Genomic DNA, 23756 nt, shown 5'->3' with positions numbered 1-23756 from the left:
ATGGATGCGTTGCGCACATGGTTGCTGAGGATTCGGCAATCACGATAGCGCTCCACATCACTGTGACAGTCCGCCGGATGTTCTCCGACGTCCCAAGGAGCGGCAATCGAATTCTTGCTGGTCCCTTCGGCTTCTGGCCTTCCCTCGCGACGGCGGGCAATTCGTCCCGTGTGTCCGTCGGGAATGCCGAGAAGCTCCTCTATCAGGATTTCTGTTGCAGGACATACTACAGTATGCGAAAGCACCGCATGGCGGATGTTGGCTCCGTCTTGCGGTATTTAACGAAAAGTCAACAAATTTCCGCATATATGACGTCGGATATATGGAGAATTCCGACTATCGTTGAAGGCCCAGGTCAATTTGGAGAAGGGGAAAGGGCGTGAACGTCCGAAGACATGCCCCGCCTGCTGGTTTTAGTTCCAGCCTCCCAGGTCCTCGGGCTCGATGGTGCTCAGGATCTCCTTGTTCCCGCGGGCTTCTTCCAGACCGACCACGCGGGTGGCGTGGTTGCTGATGGCGTGCTCCATGTAGTTGCGAATGTCGCGAGCGTTTGCGAAGTTGTCGGGCTTGTGGTTCACACGGTAGCGAATCTGTCTGCGGGCCTTCTTGTCGGCTTCGGGGGAAAGCTTGTATTCGCGTTTCTCCAGATTCTGATGGAGGATGGCGATAAGCTCGTTGGCCGTGTAGTCCGGGAAGAAGATGAAGTTGCTGAAGCGGCTGCGCAGGCCGGGGTTGGAATCGAGGAACTGCTCCATCAGGTCGGTGTAGCCCGCCACGATGACCACCAGGTCGTCGCGGTTGTCCTCCATCGCTTTGAGCAGGGTGTCCACGGCCTCCTGCCCGAAGTCGTTGTCGCCCTTCTTGACGGTGAGCGCATAGGCCTCGTCCACGAAGAGCACGCCGCCCAAGGCCTCTTCGACAACTTCCTGCACGCGGGTGGCCGTCTGTCCGACATAGCCGCGGACCAGGCCCGACCGGTCCACCTCCACCAGCTGGCCTTTGCGCAGGACGCCCAGGTAGTGGTAGATCTCCGCCAGCATGCGGGCCACGGTGGTCTTGCCGGTTCCCGGGTTGCCCGAAAACACCATGTGCTTGGACACGCCGTCGGTCTTCATGCCCAGCTCCTGGCGCATCTTCTGCACCTGGATGAGGTTCACCAGGTCGTGGACCTGGCGCTTGACGGCGTCCAATCCCACCAGCGAGTCCAGGTTGGCCAGAAGCTCCTCCAGCTTCTCCTGTTTCTCCTCGGCGGATTCGGGGTCTTCCACGACGGCTTCGGCCACGCGGTAGAACTTCTGCGGGCCCGAGTGCCAGACCGCGTACTCTTTGACGAACTTCTCCAGCATGTCGATGTAAGAGGTGAACCTCCGCACTGCGGTGTCGCTAACGTCGCGCGTGCGGGTGGCCAAGATGGTCTGGCCGAACAGCTTGAACGTGTCGAAGAAGACCATGGCGCGCTGGCCCTTGTGCGGGTCGGGCTTGACCTTGCAGCCCGCATCTGCCAGCACGGCGTACTTCAGGGAGAGCGGCACGGTTTCTGCGAAGGCGGCCGTGGGTTTCGGCCTCGCAATGATTTGGCGTTTGTTGAGCTCGTTTGCCGGCTTGCCGAGGCCCTGCAGGATGAGCGTGGCCTCGTCGTCCCCGATTTTGCCGTCGGCATCGGCCAGGTAGGCGCCGAACCGCTCCAGATCCTCGTAGAACCTCTCCTTCGGGGTTTTTCCGCTGGTGGAAAGCCCTTTGACGTTCGAATGCGCGATGTCGCGGCAAACTTCGTCCGACGTTTCCAGAAGCGATTGCAGGTCGAGCTGTTCCATGAAGTGCGGTTCCTTCTCTAGTCCCAAGATGCGCCGCAGGGCGCATGTCCACGCCTATGATACCCCTGTGCGGTTCCTTCGTCATTTACGGCTCGGCAAATACATCGAAGCAGGTTTTCAACGATTTCGCTTCACGTCCGCCATGCGCGGGTTTCCCGAAACAAAGGCGCCGCCCCGAAATCGGAGCGGCGCCTTGTGCAAGTGCGACGTGAATGCGCAGGCAACGTTAGATGGTAATGATGCCTGCGGTGTTCAGCGTGTAGGAGATCAGGATGACCACCAGCAGCACGGGTGCCACGTACTTGATCATGACGACGAACAGCTTCTCGCCCTTGAATGCCGAGGACAGCTTCACTTCGTCGATAATGGCCTGCGGCTTCACGATGTAGCCGATGAAGATGCAGGTCAGCAGAGCCACGATGGGCATCAGGATGGTGTTGGAGATGAAGTCGAAGAAGTCCAGCAGCTGGAAGTCCTGGTATTCGCCCAAGCCGAACAGCGAGTGCATCGGGTCCATCCACAGCAGGTTGTCGTAACCCATGTTGACGAAGATGCCCATGGCCACGACGAAGATGCCGCTTGCAAGGATGGCGGTCTTGCGCGACAGCTTGAAGCCGTCGGCGATGATGGACGTGCAGGTCTCGAACAGGCTGATGCAGCTGGTCATTGCCGCGAAGAACACGAGCATGAAGAACAGGAAGCCCAGCATGGGGCCCAAAGCGCCGATGCTGTTGAACACGGTGGGCAGGACGCCGAACATGAGGCCCGGGCCCGCATGGGTCATGACGGCCTCGCCGCTGCCCAGTGCCGCGAAGGAGGCCGGGATGATCATAAATCCGGCCAGCATGGCGATGCTGGTGTCGAAGATCTCGATGCGGCGGACGGAGTGCTCAAGGTCGTGTTCCCTGGAGAAGTACGAGCCGTAGGTGATCATGATGCCCATTGCCAGCGACAGGCTGTAGAACATCTGGCCCAACGCGCCCAGCACCAGCTCGACGGAGAACTTGCTGAAGTCCGGAATGAGGTAGAAGGCCAGGCCGGACAGGGCGCCCGGCAGCGTGAGAGCATAGATGCTGATGCCGATGGACATGAGGATGAGCAGCGGCATGAGCACGCGGTTGACGTTCTCGATGCCTTTGTTCACGCCCAAAGCGACAATCAGGATGGTGAGCAGCAGGAAGATGATCAGATAGAAATACGTCTCGGGGTTCTGCAGGATGAAGCCGGTGAAGTAGCCGTCAGAGGCGATTTCGGAAGCGGGGGTGGTGATGTAGGCGATCATGTACTTGGTGACCCAGCCGCCGATGAGCGCATAGTACGGCGTGATGACGAAGGGAACGATGCTGGCCAGGATGCCGACGAACTTCCATTTCTTGTTCAATGTGGAGAAGGCGCCGATGGCGCTCTGTCCGGTTTTCCTGCCCAGGGCCGTTTCGGCCATCATCAAAGCGAAGCCGAAGGTGACCACCAGAACGACGTACACGAGCAAGAAGATGCCGCCGCCGTACTTGGCCGCCAAGTACGGGAAGCGCCACATGTTGCCCAAGCCGACCGCGCTGGCGGAAGCCGCGAGGATGAAGCCCCATTTGCCCGACCAGGAACTGCGGATCGGGGCCGGGGAGCTTGTGTTGTCTGCCATAGGAATGCTCCTTCAGGTACGTTGTGCTATCTGCATATAAACGGCAATTATACCCATGATTCGCCTACGGCGATACGGCGAAGCTGCGAAAATGCGCAATCGGCCTTTGCGCCTGTTCTTATGGGAACGGGGCGGCGTATCGGAGGACGTCGGGATGAAGAAACGGGGCGGCCGACGAATCGACCGCTCCGCACAGAAAGCGCGATATGGGAATTACGCTACTTCACAGGCTGGGCAGGCTCTTTGCCGGGAGCGCCCTTCATGCCCTTGTACTTGCCCCACATGCGGTTGCCGTCGGCATCCCACATGCCGATGTTGGTGGCGGCGCAGACGACTGCGGCGATCGGCACCAGGAAGATGAACCAGCAGTACGGGATGTATTCCAGACCGCAGCCCAGGGTGGCCATGACGAACAGCGTGGCGACGCCCCACGGAACGATAGGTGCGGACAGGGTTGCGGAGTCCTCGAGGCAGCGCGACAGCACGCGGCGGTCGACGTTGAGGCGCTCGTAGGCCTCTTCGAAGGTCTGCTGCGTCACGATGATGGAGACGGTCTGACCGCCGGCGGCCAGGAAGTTCACCACGTAACCGTAGATGAGCGTGACGACGACCAGGGCGGTCTTGCCCTTGATGACCTTCAGCAGGACCTCGTTGGCGATGACTTCCAGGATGCCCGTTGCCTTGATGATGCCGCCCATGAGGGAGGCGACCATGAACGTGACCAGGAGGACGGTCATCGAGGAGATGCCGCCGCGGTTGAGCATGTTGTCGACCATGGGGCCTGCGCCGGTTTCGATGGAGAATCCGTTAGCCGCGTAGTTCATGATGTCGACGAAGCCGACGCCCTGGGTGAGCATCGCGAAGATGACGGACACGATGATGGTCAGTCCGAAGCCGAGGAACGCAGGCATGCGCAGCGCGGAGACGACCAGCACCATGAGGGCGGGAAGGACGAGCCAGATGCTCATGTTGTAGTTTTCGGTCAGAGCATTCATGATGATCTGCTGGCTTTCGGGGTCGGTGTGACCGCCGCCCATGGCGATGCCGGCGATGGCGAACATCACGAACGCGATCACGGCAGCCGGCACGGCAGAGTACAGCATGGAGTTGATGTGCGTGTACAGCGGCACACGGGAGACGCCGGAGGCCAGGTTGGTGGTGTCGGACATGGGGGACATGCGGTCACCGAACCAGGCACCGCAGACCACTGCGCCGATGACCAGGGCCATGGGGATGTTGGTGGTCGAGGCGATGCCGACGAAGGCCACGCCCATGGTGGCGATGGAACCGAAGGACGTTCCGGTGAACTCAGAGGTCAGGAAGCACAGGATGAATGCCAGCGGTACCAGGATTGAAGGCGACACGATTTTCATGCCGTAATACATCAGAGCGGGAACGGTTCCGCCTGCAATCCAGATACCCACAAGCATGCCGACCATGATGACGATGATGAACGTCGGAATGCAGTCTGCGACTGTCTTGAGCAGCACGCTTTCGGTTTCTTTCCAAGGGATCTTCAGCGCAAAGGCAACAAGCGCCGCCATGATGGTTGCTACGAACAGCGACATCGTGGTGTCGACGTTCAGGTTGATCAGCACAACCAGAACCGCGACGATCGCCAAGAACGAGACGACCGCCACGGCAGCACTGGGCTGCCTGCGACTGCTCGCGGTTTCTTCTGCCATCGGTTTGCTCCTTTCGTGTGTTGCGAAGGCCTCCTGATGACCTTCTCCTTCTGTATGCAGCAACTGGAATAATCCAGGTATGCCCGGGTGTGCGAAGGGCTATTCGGCCAGTTCGCGGGTGAGGAATTCCATAGCGGAGTTCATGCGTGCGGCGCGGAAGTCCACCGACTTGAACCGGTGCTCGGCCCCGTGCACGACGGTGTAGGAGCAGCGGTCGCCGTAGATTTCCTTGTAGCGCTCAGAGCAGGTGCACGACGCAGTGGTGTCCGCGTCGCCGTGGACGGTGTTGACGGGGCCGTGGTAGTGCGCCGCCACTGCGAAGGGGTCGATGTTCAGGCAGTCTTCGTAGAACCCGACGCCCACCTGCAGTCCTTCGACGTCTACGTAGCCTTTTTCGCGGATGTCGCTGGCGTCGATGCCGCAGAGCAGCATGCGTTCCTTCATGTTGTAGACCACATCTGGGGCGGGGCACCACAGCGACAGGCATTTGACCTCGTCAGGACGCGTGCCGGCAACCATGGACGCCACGCATCCGCCCATGGACAGGCCGTGGATGGCGATGCGGTCGACGTCGACGAAGTCCAGGGTTTTGGCCCAGTCCAGAATGACCAGGCCGTCAGACACTTCGCCGGAGACGGTCATGTCGATGAACTCCCCGTCGGACTCTCCGCTGCCCGCGAAGTCGAACCGGGCGCTGCCGATGCCGGCTTTCTCCAGGCGGCGTGAAAGGTCGATGTGGACGAAGTTGATTTCGGCCCGGTCGTCGCAGAACCCGTGGAACAAGATGACGAAGGGGATCTTCCCCTCGGCATTTGCGGTCTTGCGGGTTGCTTCGGCGTCGGGGATGTGGAGCATGCCGCGCAGGATGGTTCCCTCTGCGTTCGGCAATTCTATGTAACGTTCCATGGTTCCGGTCTTTCGCTCGATGACTTCAGTTCGAATAAAGCATATTACATGAATGCCTATTGAAGTGACTATATATTTTCATATGTGAACGGTGTTGTGCGTGCGGTGTTTTCGTCTGTTTGCGGTTGGTCGGCAGGAGACGCAGGACGGAAAATAGGGGCACCAGCCCGAAACGCTGCGCATCCCCATGCGTACTCATCCGCCTCGCGCGGTACTATAGGGGTGCCACCATAAGAAGGAGGCCAACTATGGGCATTCAAGCAGCGTTCGCCGTTCCGCATCCGCCGTTGATCATCCCCGCTGTGGGAAACGGTCGTGAGCGGGGCATTCAGAAGACCATCGATTCGTATAGGGAAGTGGCGCGTCGCATTGTGGCTCTTTCGCCGGACACGGTGGTGATCACATCTCCCCACGCGACGCTTTATCGCGATTGGTTCCACGTGAGCCCAGGCCGTAAGGCCGTAGGCGACCTGAACGGTTTCGGCGCCTTCGGCACGCGTCTTGAAACCGACTACGACGAGGAGCTTACGGCGCTCATATCGCAGCGGGCTTACGAGACGGGGTTTCCGGCAGGAACGCAGGGGGAGCGCGACCCGAAGCTGGACCACGCCACCTACATCCCTCTGTGGTTCCTGCGCGAGGCGGGCTTCCGCGGCCGAACGGTTCGTATCGGGCTTTCTGGGTTCAATCCGCACATGCACTACCGGATGGGCCAGTTGATTGCCGAATGTGCCGATGAGCTGGGGCGCAACTGGGTTCATGTAGCAAGCGGCGACCTGTCGCACAAGCTTTTGGACGACGGCCCGTACGGGTTCGTGCCCGAAGGGCCAAGGTTCGACGCCGAGATAACCCGGGCCATGGACCAGGGCGATTTCCTTTACTTCCTCAGCGTGGACCCGACGTTTGCCGACACCGCTGCCGAATGCGGCCTGCGGTCGTTCCAAATCATGGCGGGCGCGCTGGACGGACTTTCCGTCAGAAGCGAGCTGCTCAGCTACGAAGGGCCCTTCGGCGTGGGCTACGGCGTGGCGGCGTTCGACGTGACCGGCGAAGATGCCGGAAGGCACATCGGCGAGATTTATCTGCAAAACGCCATCGACGAAGTGGCGCGAAAGCGTGCGACGGAAGACATCTACGTCAAGCTGGCGCGGGCCACGGTGGAGCGCTACGTGCTGCATGGCGAAACGCCCACCGTTGAGGACGTCTGCGCGAATCCCGAAAGGTACGGCCTTGTTCCCGACGCCTTCGAAGTGGACGGCAAACCCAGCCCGCTGCCTGCGGATATGCTGAATCGAAACGCTCGGGCATTCGTGTCGCTGCACACCTTCGGCCAGCTGCGCGGCTGCATGGGCACGGTGTCGCCTGCGCCTTTGGCCCGCACCATCATCGAGTTCGCCGTCACCGCGTGCAGCGCCGATCCACGATTCGACCCCGTCGAGCCCGACGAGCTGGATGTTCTGGACATGAGCGTGGACGTGCTGACCGACCCGGAGCCCATCGATTCCGCCGACGATCTCGACCCAAAGCGCTACGGCGTCATCGTCACGCGTGGCGTGCAACGCGGGCTGCTGCTGCCCGATTTGGACGGCGTCGATACGGCTGAGCAGCAGATCTCCATCGCGAAAAGGAAGGCGGGCATCGCCGAGGGCGCGCCGGTTCGGCTGCAGCGCTTCGAAGTCGTCCGCCACGTGTAGAAGGTGGTGACCATGGAAATCTGCTCAATCGCGCTCGACCCCATCGAGAAGAAGCCTTTGGCTCGTTTTTATCCCGGTTCGCGCATCCTGAGCGTAGGCGGTGTGGGCTGCACGCTGCACTGCCCCTGGTGCCAAAACCACGAGATCGCGTTGCCCGAGGATCCTTCTGCAGTGCCGACGCGCACCATAACCCCTGATGAGCTGGCGGAGGCGGCGGCATCTTACATCCCTTACGGCAACATCGGCGTTGCTTACACCTACAACGAGCCGTTGCTCCGATGGCGGCAGGTGCTGGAATGCGCGAAGGCGGTCAGGGCGCAGGAGGCGCCTGACCTGGTCGGTCCCGACCATCTGGTGAACGTGCTTGTCACCAACGGCATGGTGGGGGAAGGCCCTCTGGAGGAGCTGCTGGAGTGGATCGACGCCTGGAACATCGACCTGAAGGCATTCACTCAGGAGGGATACGACGTGTGCGGTGGCAAGCTCGATGTGGTGAAGCGAACCATCCGGCGGGCGGCGGCCTGCTCCCACGTGGAGGTGACCACGCTGGTCATTCCCGGATACAACGACGACATGGACGGTTTCGAGCGGGCAGCGGCGTGGCTTGCCGATGTGGATCCCGACTTGACCTGGCATTTGTCGCGGTTTCATCCCGCTTACCGCTGGATGCACCTGCCGCGCACTCCCTTGGACACGCTCTATCGGGCCCAAGAGATCGCGCGTCGCCATCTGAACCACGTGGTTCTCGGCAACGTGCCCCTGGCCTAGCGGGACAAAAGGGACTGTCCCGCAATGGGACAAAGGGGACTGTCCCCTTTGTCCCATTGTTGGTTACCAGGCGATTTCGACCAGGTCGTAGAAACCTTGGCGCTCGTCGTTCAGACGGATGGTGTCAAGCTGGTCCAGGACGTCGCCGGTGTCGAGCCCTTCGGCGAACTCGGAATCGGAGGCGATCATGCCGAACTCGATGACGGAGCTGGCGAAAACCCAGTCGTCGGAGGGGGATTCCGTCTGGCTGTCGGCACCCACGACCAGATCCTGGCTGCGGACGGCCTTGTCGTCGTCGACGGCCTTGTACCTCATGGAGCAGGTGAGCCACTCGTCGGTGCTGCTATCGCCGGCGGCTTCGCCGGAGCCGTACTTCAGGTCGGGCACGTCGGCCACGTCGTAATCGGAATCGGCCAGAACCAGCTCGTATGCAACGGTGAACTGCGCGCCTGCGCCCACCTCGGCCGCGTCGGCGGCCTCGTTCAGGAAGTCCTCATCAGCCATGGCGCGGTTCTCGTAGCCGATCAGGCGGTAGGCCTTCACCTGCGCAGGGTTGAATTCCACCTGCAGCTTCACGTCGTCGGCGACGGGCACGAAGTTCGCGGTCAGGTCTTCGCCCAGCACCCGTTCGGCCTCTTCGACACAGTCGATGTAGTGGTAGGTGCCGTTGCCGTGGTCGGCCAGGGTCTCCATCTTCGTGTCCTTGTAGTTGCCCGACCCGAATCCCAGCACCGACAGGTACACGCCGGTCTCGCGCTTCTCCTCCACGAAGTCGTACAGGTCGCTTTCGCTGGTGATGCCCACGTTCAAATCGCCGTCGGAGGCCATGACGATCCGGTTCACGCCCCCTTCTATATAGTTACGCTCGGCAACTTCGTAGGCCATTTCCAGACCGGCTTCTCCGTTGGTCGACCCGTCGGCCTCGAGGCGGTTCAGGGCGCGCATGATCTTGCGGGTGTCGTCGCCCGAAGCCCCTTCCAGCAACACGTCCTCGCCGGCGGCATAGGTGACGATGGATACGCGGTCGTTCGGCCCGAGGTTTTCAAGAAGCGTGCCGAAGGAGTCCTTCAGCAGGTCCAGCTTGTCCGGCTCGTCCATCGAGCCGCTGATGTCGATAAGGAACACCAGGTTGGAGCCTTTGCTTGCGGTTTGGGCCTTGTCAGAGGCGGTAAAGGTCATGACCAGCAGCTGCGTCTGGTCGTTCCAGGGGCACCGGGCCGATTCGGCACGGACCGCGAACAGGTCGTTGCCTTCAGGCTCGCCGGAGTCGTAATGGAAGTAGTTCAGCATCTCCTCGATGCGCACGGCTCCATCGGGAATCTCGTCCAACGAGTAACCGTCGTTGATCATGCGGCGCAGGTTGCAGTAGGACGCGGTGTCCACGTCTGCGGAGCAGGTCGACAGGGGACGGGTGACCGTGGAGACGAATCCGTTCTCTTCGATGGCGGCGTACTCTTCGGTATTGAAGTCTTCCATCGGGGCGCCCTCGTCGAGGGTGTCGAAGGTTTCGTAGGCCTCATCCGTCTCATACGCGAGTCCGCCGTCGGGCGCGTAGGAGTTTGCGGAGCCGGCCATCGTGTCCTCGGAGGCGGCTTTCGTCTCGGCCACGGGCATCTCGGCATTGGATCCGAGCAGATTGGTGCCGACGCCGACGCCGATGGCGACCAGCAGCAGGCATGCCGCCACGGGCACGGCTATCTTCCAGGCGGCGGGGCGTTTCTTGCGGGGCGCAGGGGCGCCGGGGATGACCTGCATCCGTGGCTGGTCGAAAGCGGCAGCTTGGGCCTGGGCCTCGGGTTGTGCTTGGGCCTGGCCTTCGGCCTGGGCCTGGGCCTCGGCTGCGGTCAGGTTTGCAAGAATCCGGGCCGACGCCTCGTCGGACAGCCGGACGTTTTCGTCAAAGGCGCCGCGGAGCGCCTGCTCAAGTTCGAAATCGCGGTTGTTATCGGTCATGATGTCCACCTTCCAGTGCGCTGCGCAGGATTTTTCGAGCATCGGCGAGCCTGTTTCTGACCGTGGAAGGCGGTGTTCCGGTCATAACGGAGATCTCGTCGGTCTTGTACCCTTCGTAATAGTGCAGGTACACGCAGTCTTTGTAGATATCGGGAAGCGCCAGCACCGCCGCCATCAGGTCGCTTTCGCCTTCGGCAGAAGCAGTGCGGTCCACCAGTTCGTCGGGCATGTCGGCCGATCGGGTGCGCCGGGCGCTCTTCAGCTCGTCCTTGCACAGGTTGGCTGCACAGGTGAGCAGCCAGGCCTTCTCATGTTCGGCGTTCACGAACTCGCGCGGGTTGGCGACAAGCTTCATGAACGTGGCCTGCGTCGCGTCCTCGGCGTCGGCTGTGGACCCGAGGTACGAGTAGCAGAGCCGGTACACGCTCTGCGCGTGCCGGCTGAATATGTCGGCAATGGGGTTAGAGGTTGCCATGGCCCTTCTCCTTTCCGCCTTCTGCCATATACACGATTGGGCGCGCGGAAATGTCGGCAAGATTTGAAAAAAATTGTGCGTTCCTATGGTACTATTGCACACTAAAGCGATGCGACGGCCGTTTTGCTTCGCGAACCGCTATAATTCCTTATTTACGAATCCGACTATCCGACAAGCGTCCGCGGGTCGTTCCGCGGATTACAACGCATCTGTCTGAAGGGAGCGATATGGCTAAAGGCGAAAAGGAGATGCGCGAGATCGGCATGCGCATCGAAGGTCTGCGCGAGGCGTGCGACGTTACGCGTGAGGAGATGGCCGAAGAGCTCGAGGTTAGCCTCGAGAAGTACACGCGTTGGGAAGAGACCGGCGCCGATGTACCCATTTCCGCCATCTATCATATCGCTTGCAAGTTCGGCGTCGAGTTCACCGAGATCCTGACCGGCACCGCCGCCAAGCTGGACACCTTCCAGCTGGTGCGCAAGGGTCAGGGCCGAGAGGTCGAGCGCTATCCGGGCTACCACTTCGAGGACCTGGCGTACCACTACGCCGGCAAGATCATGCAGCCGTTGGAAGTGACCATCGACCCCTCCGACGCGCCGGCCAAGCTGGTAACCCATTCGGGCCAGGAATTCAACCTGGTGCTGGAAGGCTCCGTCATGGTGGTTTGGGGCGACCGCGAGTTCATCCTGAATGCCGGCGACAGCATCTACTTCAATCCGCAGATTCCGCACGGTCAGCGCTGCGCCAGCGACGTGCCCTGCAAGTTCGTCACCGTCATCGCCGAATAGGCGCCGCCAACAACAGTACGTACAAGAACCACAACATCGAGGAACCCCATGGATTACATCCTGAAGAAATACTGTCCCCGGATCACCTTCGAGAGCTACGAGGACTTCTACGAGAACTTCCGCATCGACGTGCCCGAGGATTTCAACTTCGCATACGACGTCGTGGACGAATGGGCCAGGGTCGAGCCCGATAAGATGGCGCTTCTGTGGTGCAACGACGACGGGGAGGAACGCGAGTTCACGTTCACGGACATCTCCCGACTGTCGAACCGTGCGGCCAACGCCTTCACCAAGATGGGCATCGTGAAAGGCGACGTGGTCATGTGCATCCTGCGCCGCCGCTGGGAGTACTGGGTCATCGCCATGGCCCTGTGCAAGATCGGCGCCACCATCATTCCCGCCACGTTGCAGCTGACCACCAAGGACATCGCATACCGTGCCAACAGCGTCGGCATCAAGGCGCTGGTCTGCGTCAACGACGATTACGTTTGCACCCAGGCGGAAGGTGCCGTCAAGCAGGCGCCCTCCGTGGAGCAGAAGGTCGTCGTCGCCGGCGAGCGCGAGGGCTGGCTGTCCTTCGACCACATGATCGCCGACGAGTCCGAGGAATGGACCCGCCCCGAGCCCGGCAGCCCCCAGGCCACGAAGTCCGACGAGCTCATGCTCATCTACTTCACCAGCGGCACCACGGGCAACCCCAAGGCGGTCATGCATAATTTCGCACACCCGCTGGGGCACATCATCACGGCCAAGTACTGGCAGCAGGTCCGTGAGAACGGCCTGCACATGAGCGTGACCGATAGCGGCTGGGCCAAGTTCGGCTGGGGCAAGATCTACGGCCAGTGGCTTTCGGGCGCCGAGATCTTCTGCTACGACATGATGAAGTTCATTCCCGCCAAGCTGCTGCAGCACATGCAGGATTACGACCTGAAAACCTTCTGCGCGCCTCCCACCATGTACCGTTTCATGCTGCAGGAGGACGTGGCGTCCTACGACCTGTCCAGCATCGAGAACTTCGCCACGGCGGGCGAGCCCCTGAACGCCGAGGTCTCCATCAAATGGGAGCAGCTCACGGGCAAGAAGATCCGCGAAGGCTTCGGCCAGAGCGAAGGCCCGGTGCTCGTGGCCACGTTCCCGTGGATCGAGCCGCGTCCCGGCGCGCTGGGCAAACCCAGCCCGCTGCTGAACATCAAGCTGCTCGACGACGACGGCCGCGAGGTGGAGGATGGTGAAGAAGGAGCCATCTGCATCACCCGTCTGAAGGAGGCGTACCCGCCGGGGTTGTTCGTGGGCTATTTCGGCCTGCCCGAGCAGACCGCCGAAACCGTGGGCGGCGAGTATTACAACCTGCACGACATGGCATGGCGCGACGTCGAGGGCTATATCTCGTTCGTCGGCCGCAACGACGACGTCATCAAGTGCTCCGGCTACCGCATCGGTCCCTTCGAGGTTGAAAGCGCCCTGGTCAAGCACGACGCCGTTGTCGAGTGCGCGGTTACGGCGGCGCCCGACCCGATCCGCGGCAAGGTCGTGAAAGCCACCATCGTGCTGGCTCGTGGCTACGAGCCCAGCCCCGAGCTGACCAAGGAGCTGCAGAATTGGGTGAAGAAGGAGACGGCGCCGTACAAGTATCCCCGCATCGTGGAGTACGTGGACGAGCTGCCCAAGACTGTCGGCGGCAAGATCAAGCGCAAGCTCATCCGCCAGCAGGACGGCATCACCGATGACGATAAGATCCATTCCATCGGCAGCGACAGGAGTGCCGTGGACGAGTCCTGGAAGTCCAACGAGTCGTAGCGGCAACCCAGCATATGTACGGTAAAGGCGCAGGTCGTTCGGTCTGCGCCTTTTTGTTGTTTGTCGAGCGTGCAAGGCGTTGGGCGGCGGCGCTTGTCCTGCATCCCAAAGCATTGCCGCGATTCCGTCGATCCTGGGCGTGCAGGGATCGCCACGGCAACGGTTACGCTTCGGGATTGGCTAAAGGTGGAGCGGTCTGGGCCTCGTGCAACGAAAATCGGCCCAGTGGAGCGCTTGAGGGGGATAATCCGCGTAAAACTTCTTACCAAATGCGTTTGAACGTCGATTTGGGGGAGAGGTGTATAGATATATGCAACAGAAAAACTAAAAATGTGGCATAACGTGTTGAACCGAGCATTCAGAAGATGGCCGCGGAAGGCCTTTCGCGCGGATTATCCCCCTCAAGTGCTCCACGAATCGAAATATCGTTGCACGGCAGGGCATCGGCGCTTCTCTTCTGGGCCTGCGCAAGGGCAAACGGCCCTGCATCGGCCTGAATCCTCTGTTGCCGGCATGTCGCGGTCCGCACTATGCCGAGGGTTAGAGCACCTATAGGTGCAAATGATGCGAAACGCCCGCCAGGATTGATACAATGCAGGGGTACCAACGAAGCATTTCGAGGAGGCCTCGTATGACCACGATTGACATGCAAACCCTTGAACACTTGAGCGAAACGTATCCGACCGCGCAGGCCGCTCGCGCAGAGGCGGAAGCTAGCGCCCGGCAGCTGGCCGACCTCAAGGGCGCGGTGGTTTTCGCATCCGACGTGCATGGCGAATACAACGCGTTCGACCACATCCTGCGTAGCGGCTGCGGCTCCATCCGCCAGACGATCGACAGTCTGTTCGCCGACGAGCTGACCGAAGAGGAGCGGGCCGAACTGGCAACGCTCGTGTACTATCCCCGCGAGAAGGCGGAGCTGCTCCTGTCCCAGCCAGAAGACCAGACAACCTGGCTGGGCAAGGTGTTGCCGCAGCTGGCGGCTGTGCTGCAAGCCGTTGCCGAAGGACGCCCCGAGGCGCTTCGTCGCGAGATGCCCGAAGGTGCAGCCGACACGATCGGGGCCCTGCTTGCGGGCGATGCTGAACCTGCTCTTAGGGCGGGCGACCCGGCGGGTATCGTGGAGGCCGTGGGCACGTTGATCCAGCGCCTGTCGATTTCGCATTTGCATATGGTGGGCGACGTGTACGACCGCGGGCCGTCGCCGGAACTCATCATGGACATGATGATGGGCTACCACTCCATCGACATCCAGTGGGGCAACCACGACGTCCTGTGGATGGGCGCCGCTTTGGGCCAGCGGGGCTGCGTGGCCAACGTTGTGCGCATCTGCGCACGCTACGGCAATTTCCCCATTCTGGAGGATTCCTACGGCATCAGCATGAAACCCCTGGTGGACTTCGCGTTGGAAACCTACAAGGACGACCCCTGCGTGGGCTTCGCGCCGAAGATCAAGGGCGATTTCACGCCCGAGGAGCTGGCCCGTTGGTCGAAGATCCAGAAGGCCATCGCATACATCCAGTTCAAGGTGGAGGCCAAGCTTATCGCCGAGAACCCGTCCTTCGGTCTGGACGACCGCAACCTGCTGCACCTTATCGACCGCGAGCGCGGCACGGTGGTGGTGGACGGTGTGGAATACGAGGTCCAGGACATGGTGTTCCCGACGGTGGACTGGGACGACCCGTACCGCCTGTCGGATGAGGAATCGGCCGTGATGGATTACCTCGAGCAGGCCTTCATGAACTGCGAGAAGCTCCAGCGCCACATCCGTTTCTTCCTGGATGCGGGCAGCTTCTACAAAATCTGCGGCGACTTTCTGCTGTACCACGCGTGCGTTCCGCTGAACGCCGACGGCTCTCTGAAGGAAGTCACCGTGCTCGGCGAAACGTACAAGGGCCGTTCGCTGTTCGACGCCATGGAGCGCTACACCCGCCAAGCATTCGACGACCCTGACCCTGCCAAGCGCAAGGTCGGCCGCGACATGATTTGGTACATGTGGCTCGGCCAAGGCTCGCCCCTGTTCGCGAAGAGCAAGATGGCCACCTTCGAGATTTACATGATCGCCGACAAAGCCGCCCGCAAGGAGGTCAAGAACCCGTACTACTCGCTGCTCGAGGACGAGCAGGTGCTGGCGGGCATCTTCGAGGACTTCGGCATGGATCCGGCCGTCTCGCGCATCGTGAGCGGGCATGTGCCGGTGAAGGTGAAGGACGGCGAAGATCCCGTGAAATGCGGCGGGAAGGCCATGATCATCGACGGCGGCTTCTCGCGTGCGTATCAGTCCGCTACGGGCATTGCCGGGTTTGCCCTGGTCAACGATGCGAACGGGTTGCGTCTGGGCTATCTGGAACCGCTGGAGTCGCAGCAGGCCGCCATCGAGCGCAACCTGGACATCGTGCCGAAATGGCGTACGCTTGCCGAAAACGAATCCCCGCTACACGTGGGCGATACCGAATACGGCCTGGTACTGCGCGACAAGATCGATGCACTGACTCGCTTGGCCGAAGCCTACGAGGCGGGCGATATGCCCGAGCGCGCGTAAGCGATGCCTAAGCCTGCAACCAAACAAGACCTGATTGCGGCGGACGCGGCCCGCGACATCGCCGTGTGCGGGCTATCCCTGTCCGCGTGGCAGCCGACCAGCCACGCGGATAAGGGCGCCCATGACCCGACGCCTACGTTCTACTTCGTGCTGGAAGAGCTGTTCGCGCACGTTGCGTTTTCAGAGGAAAGCCATCTGCTGGATGTGGGGTGCGGGTCGGGCCGCGTGCTGGCATACTTTCTTGAACAGGGGTTTCCCGGCAGGGCGACCGGCGTCGAGCTTGATGCAAATCTGGCCCGGCGCTGCCGTGCGTGGACGTCTCGTTTCCCGAGCGTCGACGTGGTCGAAGGCGACGTGCTGGACCTGCCGTTTGCAGACTACACGGATTTTTACCTGTTCAACCCCTTCGACACCTTCGTGCTGGAGCGGTTCATTCCCAAGGTGGAGCGCGAAGCGACCGGCGCCGTGACCGTCATCCATATGTCCGACAACGGGGAAACCTATTCCTACCTGGGACGACCCGGCTGGCAGCGGTTGGCGGAAGGCCGAATTCGCACACATGCGGGCATCGCGGCCTACGAGAGCCCGCAGCACTATACGGTGTGGCGGTTCGAACCGCCAACGCCGTAGCCTGCAGGATGGCTGGCGCTCGGGAGTCTGTCGTTGTGGGAGGATTGCCGAAAGCTACAGGATGCCTTCGGCCGAAAGGGCCTGCTGCAGCCGGCTGAAATGCAGAAACTCGCCGCGATTATGGATGGCGCAGATGTCATCCCAGGTCGCGAGCATGCAGTCCACGGCCTCTTCCTTCTGAAGGGACACGTCGTCGCGCGTGAAATCTAGATGGAAGTGGTAGATGTCCACGATGTAGTTGTCGCCGCGGGCCAGATCCACGTTCTTGTAGCTGTACACGGGGCTGATGTCCTGGTCGGAAACGTCTAGACCGGTCTCTTCGCCAACTTCGCGGGTCACGGCGTCGTGGGGCGTTTCGCCCGAAAGCACGCCGCCGCCGGTGACTTCCCACCAGCCTGCCGCCCAGTGTTTGTCCAACGAGCGCTGCGTGATGAGGATCTTTCCCTCCTGGTTTTCCAGAATGGCCAGAACGTACAGCATGAACTGGCCTTCCTTCAAAAACGCGCCCTCGCGGGGTATGGAGACGCCGGTGTTGACGCGGTCTTCGGTGTAGATGTCGATAAGCTCTTCCATGGATCCTCTGTTTCGGCTCGGTGTTTTGCGCGCACCATTGTATACCAATCGGCGCTCGCCTCATGGGCGAGGCGGCGGGCGGGTGGCGGCGCAACGCGTTTCCTCACATTCGGGGCAGCGAGATGACGTCGAAGCGGACGGCCTTGCCGGCAACCGAATGGCTGGGTTTGCGGCCTGCCAGGTACGGGCCCTTCGGCGGGCGTTTCACGACGATCTTGCGCGGATTCGCATCGATTGCCGCCTGGAGCAGGGCCTCCTCATCGGTGCAGGGCGCCTCGAGCATCTGGAACAGCTGCATCTTCTTCTTGCTGACAGCGCTTTTCTGCCGCATGGGAAACATGGGGTCCAACACGACGACGTCCGGCAGAAAATCCAGGTGGGCAAGAGCCTGCACGCTATCGCCTTGGGTCAGGTGCATGCGGCGGACGATGTCGGCCAACTGCGGCACCTGCGCGGCGCGGTCCAAGGCGTCTTCCAGCAGGGCGAAAATGACCTCGTCCCTCTCATACATATATACTGTGAACCCCGCGGCGGCCAGCAAAAGCGAATCCTCGCCGAGTCCAGCGGTGGCGTCCACGGCCACAGGAGCGTCCACGCCTTTCACCTTTGCAGCTTTGACCAGCAGCTCGCGTTGCACGGTGCCGGGTTTAAGACGGGGGAGCAGCCGCGTGAAATCGCCCCGCAACGACATGCCGTCGCCGACGAGCGTGAGCCCTTCGGGCTCCCTATGCAGTTCCACATCCGGCACGGCGCTCCTTCCAATCCAAGTGCGGCGGCACCCATTGTGCCATGTTTTGCGCTAGACTTGCAGGCGGTACACAAAAACGATTCGAGCGGAGGCGCGGTTCATGATGACTCGCAGGAAGATGATCGAAACCACTGCGGTAGGCATGGGTGCCGTTGCGATGGGCGCCATGCCGTTGGCGGCATGCGCATCGCAGCCCGAGGCGGAGACGGTTTCGAAGGCGGGGGCCCGCCCCGAACCTGCTTCCGCAAACGACGGAAGCAGCCTGTTTGAGGACGCATTTGCCTCAGATGCCGCTTCGAAGGCGCAGTCCGCATCGGCACCGGTGCCTTCCATACGCATGCTGGACATGCATTGCGACACCGTGGACGAACTGTGCATGCACGGCCTGGGCGAATACCGTGACGGCCGGGGCGCGGGCACGCTCGTCAGCAACAACCTTCAGATAGCCGCCGACCGCATGGGGGACGTTGCCTGGGCGCAGTGCTACGCCGTATGGACTCCGGACGAGTGCCCGGACATCAGCTACGCGTCCTGGTACCGCCACGGCGCCGCATACTTCAAGGCCCAGATGGCGGCCTATCCCGACGTGTTCACCCAAGTGTTCGACTGGGCTGATGTGGACGGCATTCTGGATGAGGGCAAGGTTGCGGCGATTCTTACCGTCGAAAGTGCCCGCATCCTTGAGGAAGGCCTGGACATCGTGGACGAGTTCGTTTCCGACGGCGTGAAGATCGCCTCCATTAGCTGGAACGGTGTGAACTCCATGGCCAGCGGGTTCAAAAGCGACGCCGGCTTGAGCGACTACGGCCGGCAGGCCTTGGCCGCGTTGGAGTCGGCGGGCATCGTGTTCGACGTGTCGCACCTCAACGATGCCGGGTTCTGGGATGTCGAGGCCGCAGCCACCAAGCCCTATATCGCCACCCATTCAAATTCCCGGGCCATGTGCGACACGCCTCGCAATCTGACCGACGACCAGTTCCGGGCCATCGTCGCCCGCGGCGGGCTGGTCGGTCTCAACTACTACCAGGCCTTCATCCGGGCGAACTGGATGGAAGGCGACGCCGACACGGGTTTCGACGAGACGATCGCGCACGTGGAGCATTGGCTGGATATCGAAGGCGGCCAGGACGTCATTGCCCTGGGAGGCGATAGGGATGGGTCGGACGTGGCTCCGTGGCTTGCGGGGTGCGAGACCCAGGCCGAGTTTTACCGGCTCACGGTCGAGCGGCTGGGTCAGGAACTGGCCGACAAGCTGTTCTACACCAACGCCCGAGACTTCTTCAACCGTTACGTGAAAGCTTAGGATTCGACGAACTCAAGTATCGCATCGACGGTTTGGCGCTGCTGCTCTTCGGCGGACACGGCTGCGTCGCCGTCGTTTTTCTGCTGTCCGTAGTTGCCGAACTGGGCGTGGTTGCCGCCCTCGATGACCGTCTGCACGGCGGCATCGGGCAGGTTTGCCAAGTTCTCATCGTAAGAGGACCGGTTCAGCACGCCGTCGTCGCTGCCGTATATGGAAAGCGCCGAGAACCCTTCGCCATTCAGGTCGTCGACGGAATACGAGGCCAGAAGCACGATGCCGTCCAACTGGTCCATGTGCTTTGCGGCGTATGAGGCCGCCGCCACACCGCCCAGGGAATGGCCACCCATGTACCACTGGTCGAAATCGTAGGCGTCTTGGATGCTCGCCGCCTTGTCGACTCCGAAAAACGCCAGGTTGAAGGGCATGTCCACAAGAAAGCAGTCCACGCCGCCCTCGGCCAGGGCATGTAGCAGCTCCGCATAGGCCTGAGCCTCCACTTTGCCGCCGGGGTAGAACACCAGGGCACTTTCGGTACCGGGCCCGTCGAAATACCATCCTTGGCGAATCTGCGTCACGGCCACGGTATCCGAGGATTCAAGGGCGGCTTCGGCCGTTTTGTCAGGCTGGTAGGAATCGCTCGTATAGATGACCAGCGCCGCATAGAAGCCGAAGGCCAGAAGCTGGATGACCAGGAACAACGGCACCAGGATGCGGAAGCGGCGTTTCTGGGTCTTGTGGTGGAACACGCCCATGCCCAGTCGGGCTCCCAACGCTCCGCCCAGTGCCGCCAGCAACAGCAACGTGCGTTCGGGAATGCGCCATCGGCCCAGGCGGGCGCGGCGTTTGTCGATGCCGTATGCGGAAAACGCTGCCACGTTCACGACAGCCAGCACCGCAGCAACAATCATCAACACCGTCACGTTCCTCACCTTCCGAAAGAGCCTTTGCATCGGTCAAGCATTGTAGCGCAAGCACGGGGTGCGCGCCTGCATGCGCCCCGAGACGCCTGATGGTAAACAGATTCTTGCCAAAGGGTCGGCTTTGCGCAAAGGCGGTATACACTGGCACCGACCATCGAAACGTCAACGGAGGTTCCCAATGTATCTGTATCACGGGTCCAGCCAGGCCATTGAGCATCCGATAGCCGCCATGAACAGCGGTTATTCCGATCTGGGTCGCGGATTCTATCTTACGGACGATGCGGATGCCGCCGCTGGACGCGCCGCCTCGCGGGCCCGCATCGACGGCGTGCCCGAAGGCGTCGTGTCCCGGTACCGCTTCGACGAGGGTTGCGTCCCCTGGATCCATGCGGGCGGAGCCGAAGCCGACGCCGCGTCGCACGACGGCCCCTTCGGCCTTCGGTTCGAGCCGACGGTCGAGGGGTTTCGCGCGTGGCTTGCCTATATCGCTGCCTGCCGGAAAGGGGAGACCGCGTGGGGGTCGGCGGGGGAGCCTGCCGTAGTGCGCGCCTGGATCGCCAACGACATCGTGGAGATGGTTTCGTCGGGCATGGTCTCTGCCGGCGAGCTGGCGGAATACATCGAACCAGGTGAGCTGGTCGTCCAGTACTGCCTTCGCGACCAGTCGCTTATCGACACCTCGCTGGTTTTCGACGGCATTGCCGGTTAGCGGAACACGCGCTTGTGGTGGGAAATGCCTGCGCGTGCCCCGCTTGCTTTCGCACGTGTGATAGGCTCTTGCCGTCAGACAAACGAGGAGGTTCTTATGGCAGAAAAGACCGTCGGCATCATCGGCGCCATGGAGGTTGAAGTCACCAACCTGATTGCGGCGCTCGAGAACCACACCGCCGAAACCATCGCCGGCATGGAATTCCACTGCGGCACGTTGGACGGCACGCCGGCCGTCATCGCGCTGTGCGGCATCGGCAAGGTCAATGCGGGTATGGCCGCTACGCTCATAGTGGACCATTTCGGGGCAACCCATGTGGTGAACACGGGCGTCGCCGGCACGCTCAGCGATCAGGTGGGCATCGGCGACTTCGTGGTGTCCACGGGGGCAGGATACCATGATTTCGATGTGTCGCCTTTGGGCTTCCGCTACGGCGAGGTCCCCTACACGAAGCTGTGCGTGTTCCCCAACGACGAGGCCATGCGCGCCGTGGCGGTGGACGTCATCTCGGCCGGCGGGTACAAGGTGCACGAGGGCATCGTGGCTTCCGGCGACCAGTTCATCGGCTCGGCGGGCCAGAAACAGGACATTCTGAAGCATCTGGACGGCATGTGCTGCGAGATGGAGGGCGCGGCCATTTCGCATGTTTGCTACCTGATGGGCGTGCCTTGCTTGGTCGTGCGTGCCATTTCCGACGGCGCCAACGAGCAGAGCATCGATGACTTTCCCGCATGGTGCGCCAAGATGGGCGCGGCCAGCGCCGACATGGTGCGCCAGATGCTGCCTCGCTTCTAAGCGCGCTGTTTGGCAAACGCATCGCAAGGACGGCTTCGGCCGTCCTTTTTCGTGTGCAGGGCGAAGCTTGCGCCGGTCCGATTGGCATAACAAACGCGCCGCGGAAGGTCCGCGGCGCGCGCAATGGTTCTTGTCGGGGCCGGTTACTTCTTCAAGCCCAGCAGCGAGGTGGCGAAGCCGATGACGTCATCCAGGCCGATGCCGTCGGAGAGATCGACGCCGGGGATGAGGCCTGAGCCGGCCAGCTTGGTCAAGTTGGCGATGGTGTCGGCGCTGGCGGCCGCAGGAGCCGTGGCGCCCGAGGTCTCGTCGACGGGAGCGGCTACGGCGCCGCCCAGCATGCTGGATGCCAGAGCGTGCACGCTGTCGCCGTTTTCGGACAGCAGCTTGGCGGCCATGGTGGCCAGCGAACCGTAGTCCACCTGGTTGCCGGCGGCCAAGGCGGAGACGCCTGCCACGACCTGGCTGGCTTCTTCCTTGGAAACGTTCTCTTCACCGGTGGCTTGGCGAACCGTCGAGTACGGATGCTCCATCAAGGTCGTGAGAACCTCAGGGTTCTGGATGACGGCTTTTGCAACCATTCCGATGATGTCTTGAACCTGCATAGCCATTGCTTCCTCCTTGTTGACCTTTGCGCCGCAACACGTCTGGCGCGATGGTGGAATATGACGGTCCTATTGTACTCCATGCATGCGCATAGTGATGCACAAACATGAAGCGGCAAGCCGTTGACATGCACGAATGGTCCGATTCGTCACCCTCGCGTACAGATCGCCTCGGCGCATGACGGACTATCCGCGGGAGAAGATGCCCTTGGTCTTCTCGACGGTGTGCCTGGCGGCGCTTGCCACCTTGTCGGTTACGGAGTGGGCCGCATTGCTGCCGGCCTCCTTGGCTTCGCGTACGGCGTTGCTTCCCGCTTGCTTGACGGCGTCGCCCATGCTGAATCCGACCTGCTTCATGGTCTCGCCCACGGTGGAGGCGAAGTCGCTGTCGCGCATGAGGCGCAGGGCCTCCTTGTACGAGGTGCGGCGCAGGGTGCGCATCTGTGCGGGGCCGTCCTCGGAGGTGAGCCAGCGTTTGGTGATGACGCCCACGCGGAACACGAGGAAGGCGCTGACCAGGCCGTCGGTTGCCGATCCGAGCACGAATCCGCCGGCCCGTGCCGCACCGCCGCCCCCGAGCAGCTGGCCCAGCATGTCGGACAGGTCGGCGTCCTCGATGCCGCCGATGACCAGCGCGCTCAGCATGACGCGTCCGTACAGCTTGGCGAGGCCCAGGTTGGTGGGCCGGAATCCGCAGTGCTCCACGATGGCACGCACCAGGTCGAGACATATCGAAAGCATGGTGACGGTGCTGATCAGCGGCGAGTGGGAGATGGCCGCCACGAAGAACGCCGTGGTGGCGGCGCGTTTGGTCTCGTCGTCGATGCCGGGGGCGATGCGTTCGTCGAAGAACTTGATGAGCTCGTCGTCGGCGTTCTCGCTGTCTTGCAGGTAGCCTTCCAGACGGGCGATCTCCTCGTCGGTCAGGTCGCAGTTTTCTTTCAGGTTGTCCACGAGCATGCGGCAATGCCGTGCCTTGGCATGCCCGTGCTCGTCACGCAGCTGGTAGAGCGAGAAAATGGGCCGTTTTGCGATGCTGAGCAGGGGCCAGACGATGCCGACGGCCACCAGCACGGCAAGGACCGCGTAGAACATCCATCCCAGAATCGGGTGCAGCCTGAAGAGGTGGTCGCCCACGTTCATGAGCGATCCGAGCAGCGTCAACGCAAGCAGCGCCACGATGCAGCCGACGATGATGTAGGTTGTGGTCCGCGAACCGCCCGGAGCCTTTCGTGCAGTCGGGTCGGTTTTCGCAGGCGGCAATGCCGGCGTATCTGCGGAAGGCAGGGCCTTCGGCTCGTCGGGTTCGGCCATGGCGGGTTCGTTTTCGGGATTCATGTGCGCCCCTTTCTGTACAGCGCAAGTGTAGCACGCCTGCAGCGTCGCCAGTGCATCTGCCGCGTGACGGTGCC

General features: G+C 61.8%; 20 protein-coding genes and 1 riboswitch. Of the genes, 9 read left to right on the top strand and 11 right to left on the bottom strand.

The window, feature by feature from the left end; genetic code table 11:
* Positions 1-37 precede the first annotated feature (37 nt).
* A riboswitch (Lysine riboswitch) is annotated at positions 38-210 on the bottom strand.
* A 203-nt stretch (positions 211-413) separates the two neighbouring features.
* The 4 genes from SHEL_RS08525 to SHEL_RS08510 all read right to left on the bottom strand — a co-directional run bounded on the left by SHEL_RS08525 (position 414) and on the right by SHEL_RS08510 (position 6044).
* Entirely contained in the window at positions 414-1814 is a 1401-nt protein-coding gene (locus SHEL_RS08525) for an AAA family ATPase (RefSeq protein WP_012798863.1), read from the bottom strand.
* 226 nt (positions 1815-2040) lie between these two features.
* Complete coding sequence (locus SHEL_RS08520; RefSeq protein WP_012798862.1) at positions 2041-3453, bottom strand: sodium-dependent transporter; 1413 nt, start codon at positions 3451-3453, stop codon at positions 2041-2043.
* A 218-nt stretch (positions 3454-3671) separates the two neighbouring features.
* Positions 3672-5138 carry a Na+/H+ antiporter NhaC gene (nhaC, locus tag SHEL_RS08515; protein ID WP_012798861.1) on the bottom strand — a complete coding sequence of 489 codons (1467 nt, stop codon included), beginning with the start codon at positions 5136-5138 and terminating at the stop codon, positions 3672-3674.
* A gap of 99 nt (positions 5139-5237) precedes the next feature.
* Positions 5238-6044, bottom strand: coding sequence for an alpha/beta hydrolase (locus tag SHEL_RS08510; RefSeq protein ID WP_012798860.1), 807 nt, complete (start codon positions 6042-6044; stop codon positions 5238-5240).
* A gap of 248 nt (positions 6045-6292) precedes the next feature.
* Between SHEL_RS08510 and amrA the strand changes: the two genes are divergently transcribed.
* Positions 6293-7738 carry an AmmeMemoRadiSam system protein A gene (amrA, locus tag SHEL_RS08505; protein ID WP_012798859.1) on the top strand — a complete coding sequence of 482 codons (1446 nt, stop codon included), beginning with the start codon at positions 6293-6295 and terminating at the stop codon, positions 7736-7738.
* A gap of 12 nt (positions 7739-7750) precedes the next feature.
* Positions 7751-8506, top strand: a complete 756-nt coding sequence (locus SHEL_RS08500; RefSeq protein ID WP_012798858.1) for a radical SAM protein — start codon at positions 7751-7753, stop codon at positions 8504-8506.
* A 63-nt stretch (positions 8507-8569) separates the two neighbouring features.
* Here the strand turns inward: SHEL_RS08500 and SHEL_RS08495 are convergent, their stop codons facing one another.
* Positions 8570-10459: a vWA domain-containing protein gene (locus SHEL_RS08495; RefSeq protein WP_012798857.1), complete on the bottom strand. Its 1890-nt coding sequence runs from the start codon at positions 10457-10459 to the stop codon at positions 8570-8572.
* A complete protein-coding gene (locus SHEL_RS08490) occupies positions 10449-10934 on the bottom strand; it encodes an RNA polymerase sigma factor (protein ID WP_012798856.1) in 486 nt (161 codons plus the stop codon). Before SHEL_RS08490 ends, SHEL_RS08495 begins: the two co-directional genes overlap by 11 nt.
* 227 nt (positions 10935-11161) lie before the next feature.
* Between SHEL_RS08490 and SHEL_RS08485 the strand changes: the two genes are divergently transcribed.
* The 4 genes from SHEL_RS08485 (at position 11162) to SHEL_RS08470 (ending at position 16691) form a co-directional block, all read left to right on the top strand.
* A complete protein-coding gene (locus SHEL_RS08485) occupies positions 11162-11722 on the top strand; it encodes a helix-turn-helix domain-containing protein (protein WP_012798855.1) in 561 nt (186 codons plus the stop codon).
* Between the two features lie 48 nt (positions 11723-11770).
* On the top strand, positions 11771-13519 hold the full coding sequence (locus SHEL_RS08480) for an AMP-binding protein (RefSeq protein ID WP_012798854.1): 1749 nt from the start codon (positions 11771-11773) through the stop codon (positions 13517-13519).
* 631 nt (positions 13520-14150) lie between these two features.
* Positions 14151-16061: a fructose-bisphosphatase class III gene (locus SHEL_RS08475; RefSeq protein ID WP_012798853.1), complete on the top strand. Its 1911-nt coding sequence runs from the start codon at positions 14151-14153 to the stop codon at positions 16059-16061.
* A 3-nt stretch (positions 16062-16064) separates the two neighbouring features.
* A complete protein-coding gene (locus tag SHEL_RS08470) occupies positions 16065-16691 on the top strand; it encodes a class I SAM-dependent methyltransferase (protein WP_012798852.1) in 627 nt (208 codons plus the stop codon).
* Positions 16692-16745: 54 nt separating this feature from the next.
* Here the strand turns inward: SHEL_RS08470 and SHEL_RS08465 are convergent, their stop codons facing one another.
* The gene (locus tag SHEL_RS08465; RefSeq protein ID WP_012798851.1) at positions 16746-17264 is read right to left on the bottom strand and encodes an NUDIX hydrolase; all 519 of its coding nucleotides are present in this window, start codon (positions 17262-17264) and stop codon (positions 16746-16748) included.
* Between the two features lie 103 nt (positions 17265-17367).
* Positions 17368-18012: a class I SAM-dependent methyltransferase gene (locus SHEL_RS08460; protein WP_012798850.1), complete on the bottom strand. Its 645-nt coding sequence runs from the start codon at positions 18010-18012 to the stop codon at positions 17368-17370.
* A gap of 100 nt (positions 18013-18112) precedes the next feature.
* Here SHEL_RS08460 and SHEL_RS08455 point away from each other — a divergent pair, with 100 nt between their 5' ends.
* Entirely contained in the window at positions 18113-19315 is a 1203-nt protein-coding gene (locus SHEL_RS08455) for a dipeptidase (protein WP_012798849.1), read from the top strand.
* On the opposite strand, the gene SHEL_RS08450 is transcribed toward SHEL_RS08455, so the two are convergent.
* Positions 19312-20235 (bottom strand): alpha/beta fold hydrolase, encoded by a 924-nt coding sequence (locus SHEL_RS08450; RefSeq protein WP_012798848.1) that lies wholly within the window; start codon positions 20233-20235, stop codon positions 19312-19314. The two genes, SHEL_RS08455 and SHEL_RS08450, sit on opposite strands and share 4 nt — an antisense overlap.
* 178 nt (positions 20236-20413) lie before the next feature.
* Between SHEL_RS08450 and SHEL_RS08445 the strand changes: the two genes are divergently transcribed.
* Positions 20414-20944, top strand: coding sequence for a DUF3990 domain-containing protein (locus SHEL_RS08445; RefSeq protein ID WP_012798847.1), 531 nt, complete (start codon positions 20414-20416; stop codon positions 20942-20944).
* A 96-nt stretch (positions 20945-21040) separates the two neighbouring features.
* Entirely contained in the window at positions 21041-21739 is a 699-nt protein-coding gene (locus tag SHEL_RS08440; protein ID WP_012798846.1) for a 5'-methylthioadenosine/adenosylhomocysteine nucleosidase, read from the top strand.
* A gap of 143 nt (positions 21740-21882) precedes the next feature.
* Here the strand turns inward: SHEL_RS08440 and SHEL_RS08435 are convergent, their stop codons facing one another.
* Together SHEL_RS08435 and SHEL_RS08430 are read right to left on the bottom strand one after the other, a co-directional pair.
* Positions 21883-22350 (bottom strand): hypothetical protein, encoded by a 468-nt coding sequence (locus SHEL_RS08435; protein WP_012798845.1) that lies wholly within the window; start codon positions 22348-22350, stop codon positions 21883-21885.
* A gap of 180 nt (positions 22351-22530) precedes the next feature.
* Complete coding sequence (locus SHEL_RS08430) at positions 22531-23682, bottom strand: DUF697 domain-containing protein (protein ID WP_012798844.1); 1152 nt, start codon at positions 23680-23682, stop codon at positions 22531-22533.
* Positions 23683-23756 lie beyond the last annotated feature (74 nt).

The sequence above is a fragment of the Slackia heliotrinireducens DSM 20476 genome (assembly GCF_000023885.1).
GTDB classification, from domain to species: Bacteria; Actinomycetota; Coriobacteriia; order Coriobacteriales; family Eggerthellaceae; genus Slackia; species Slackia heliotrinireducens.
Note: the sequence above shows the minus strand (reverse complement) of the source record. Positions and strands in the feature narration are given on the sequence as shown.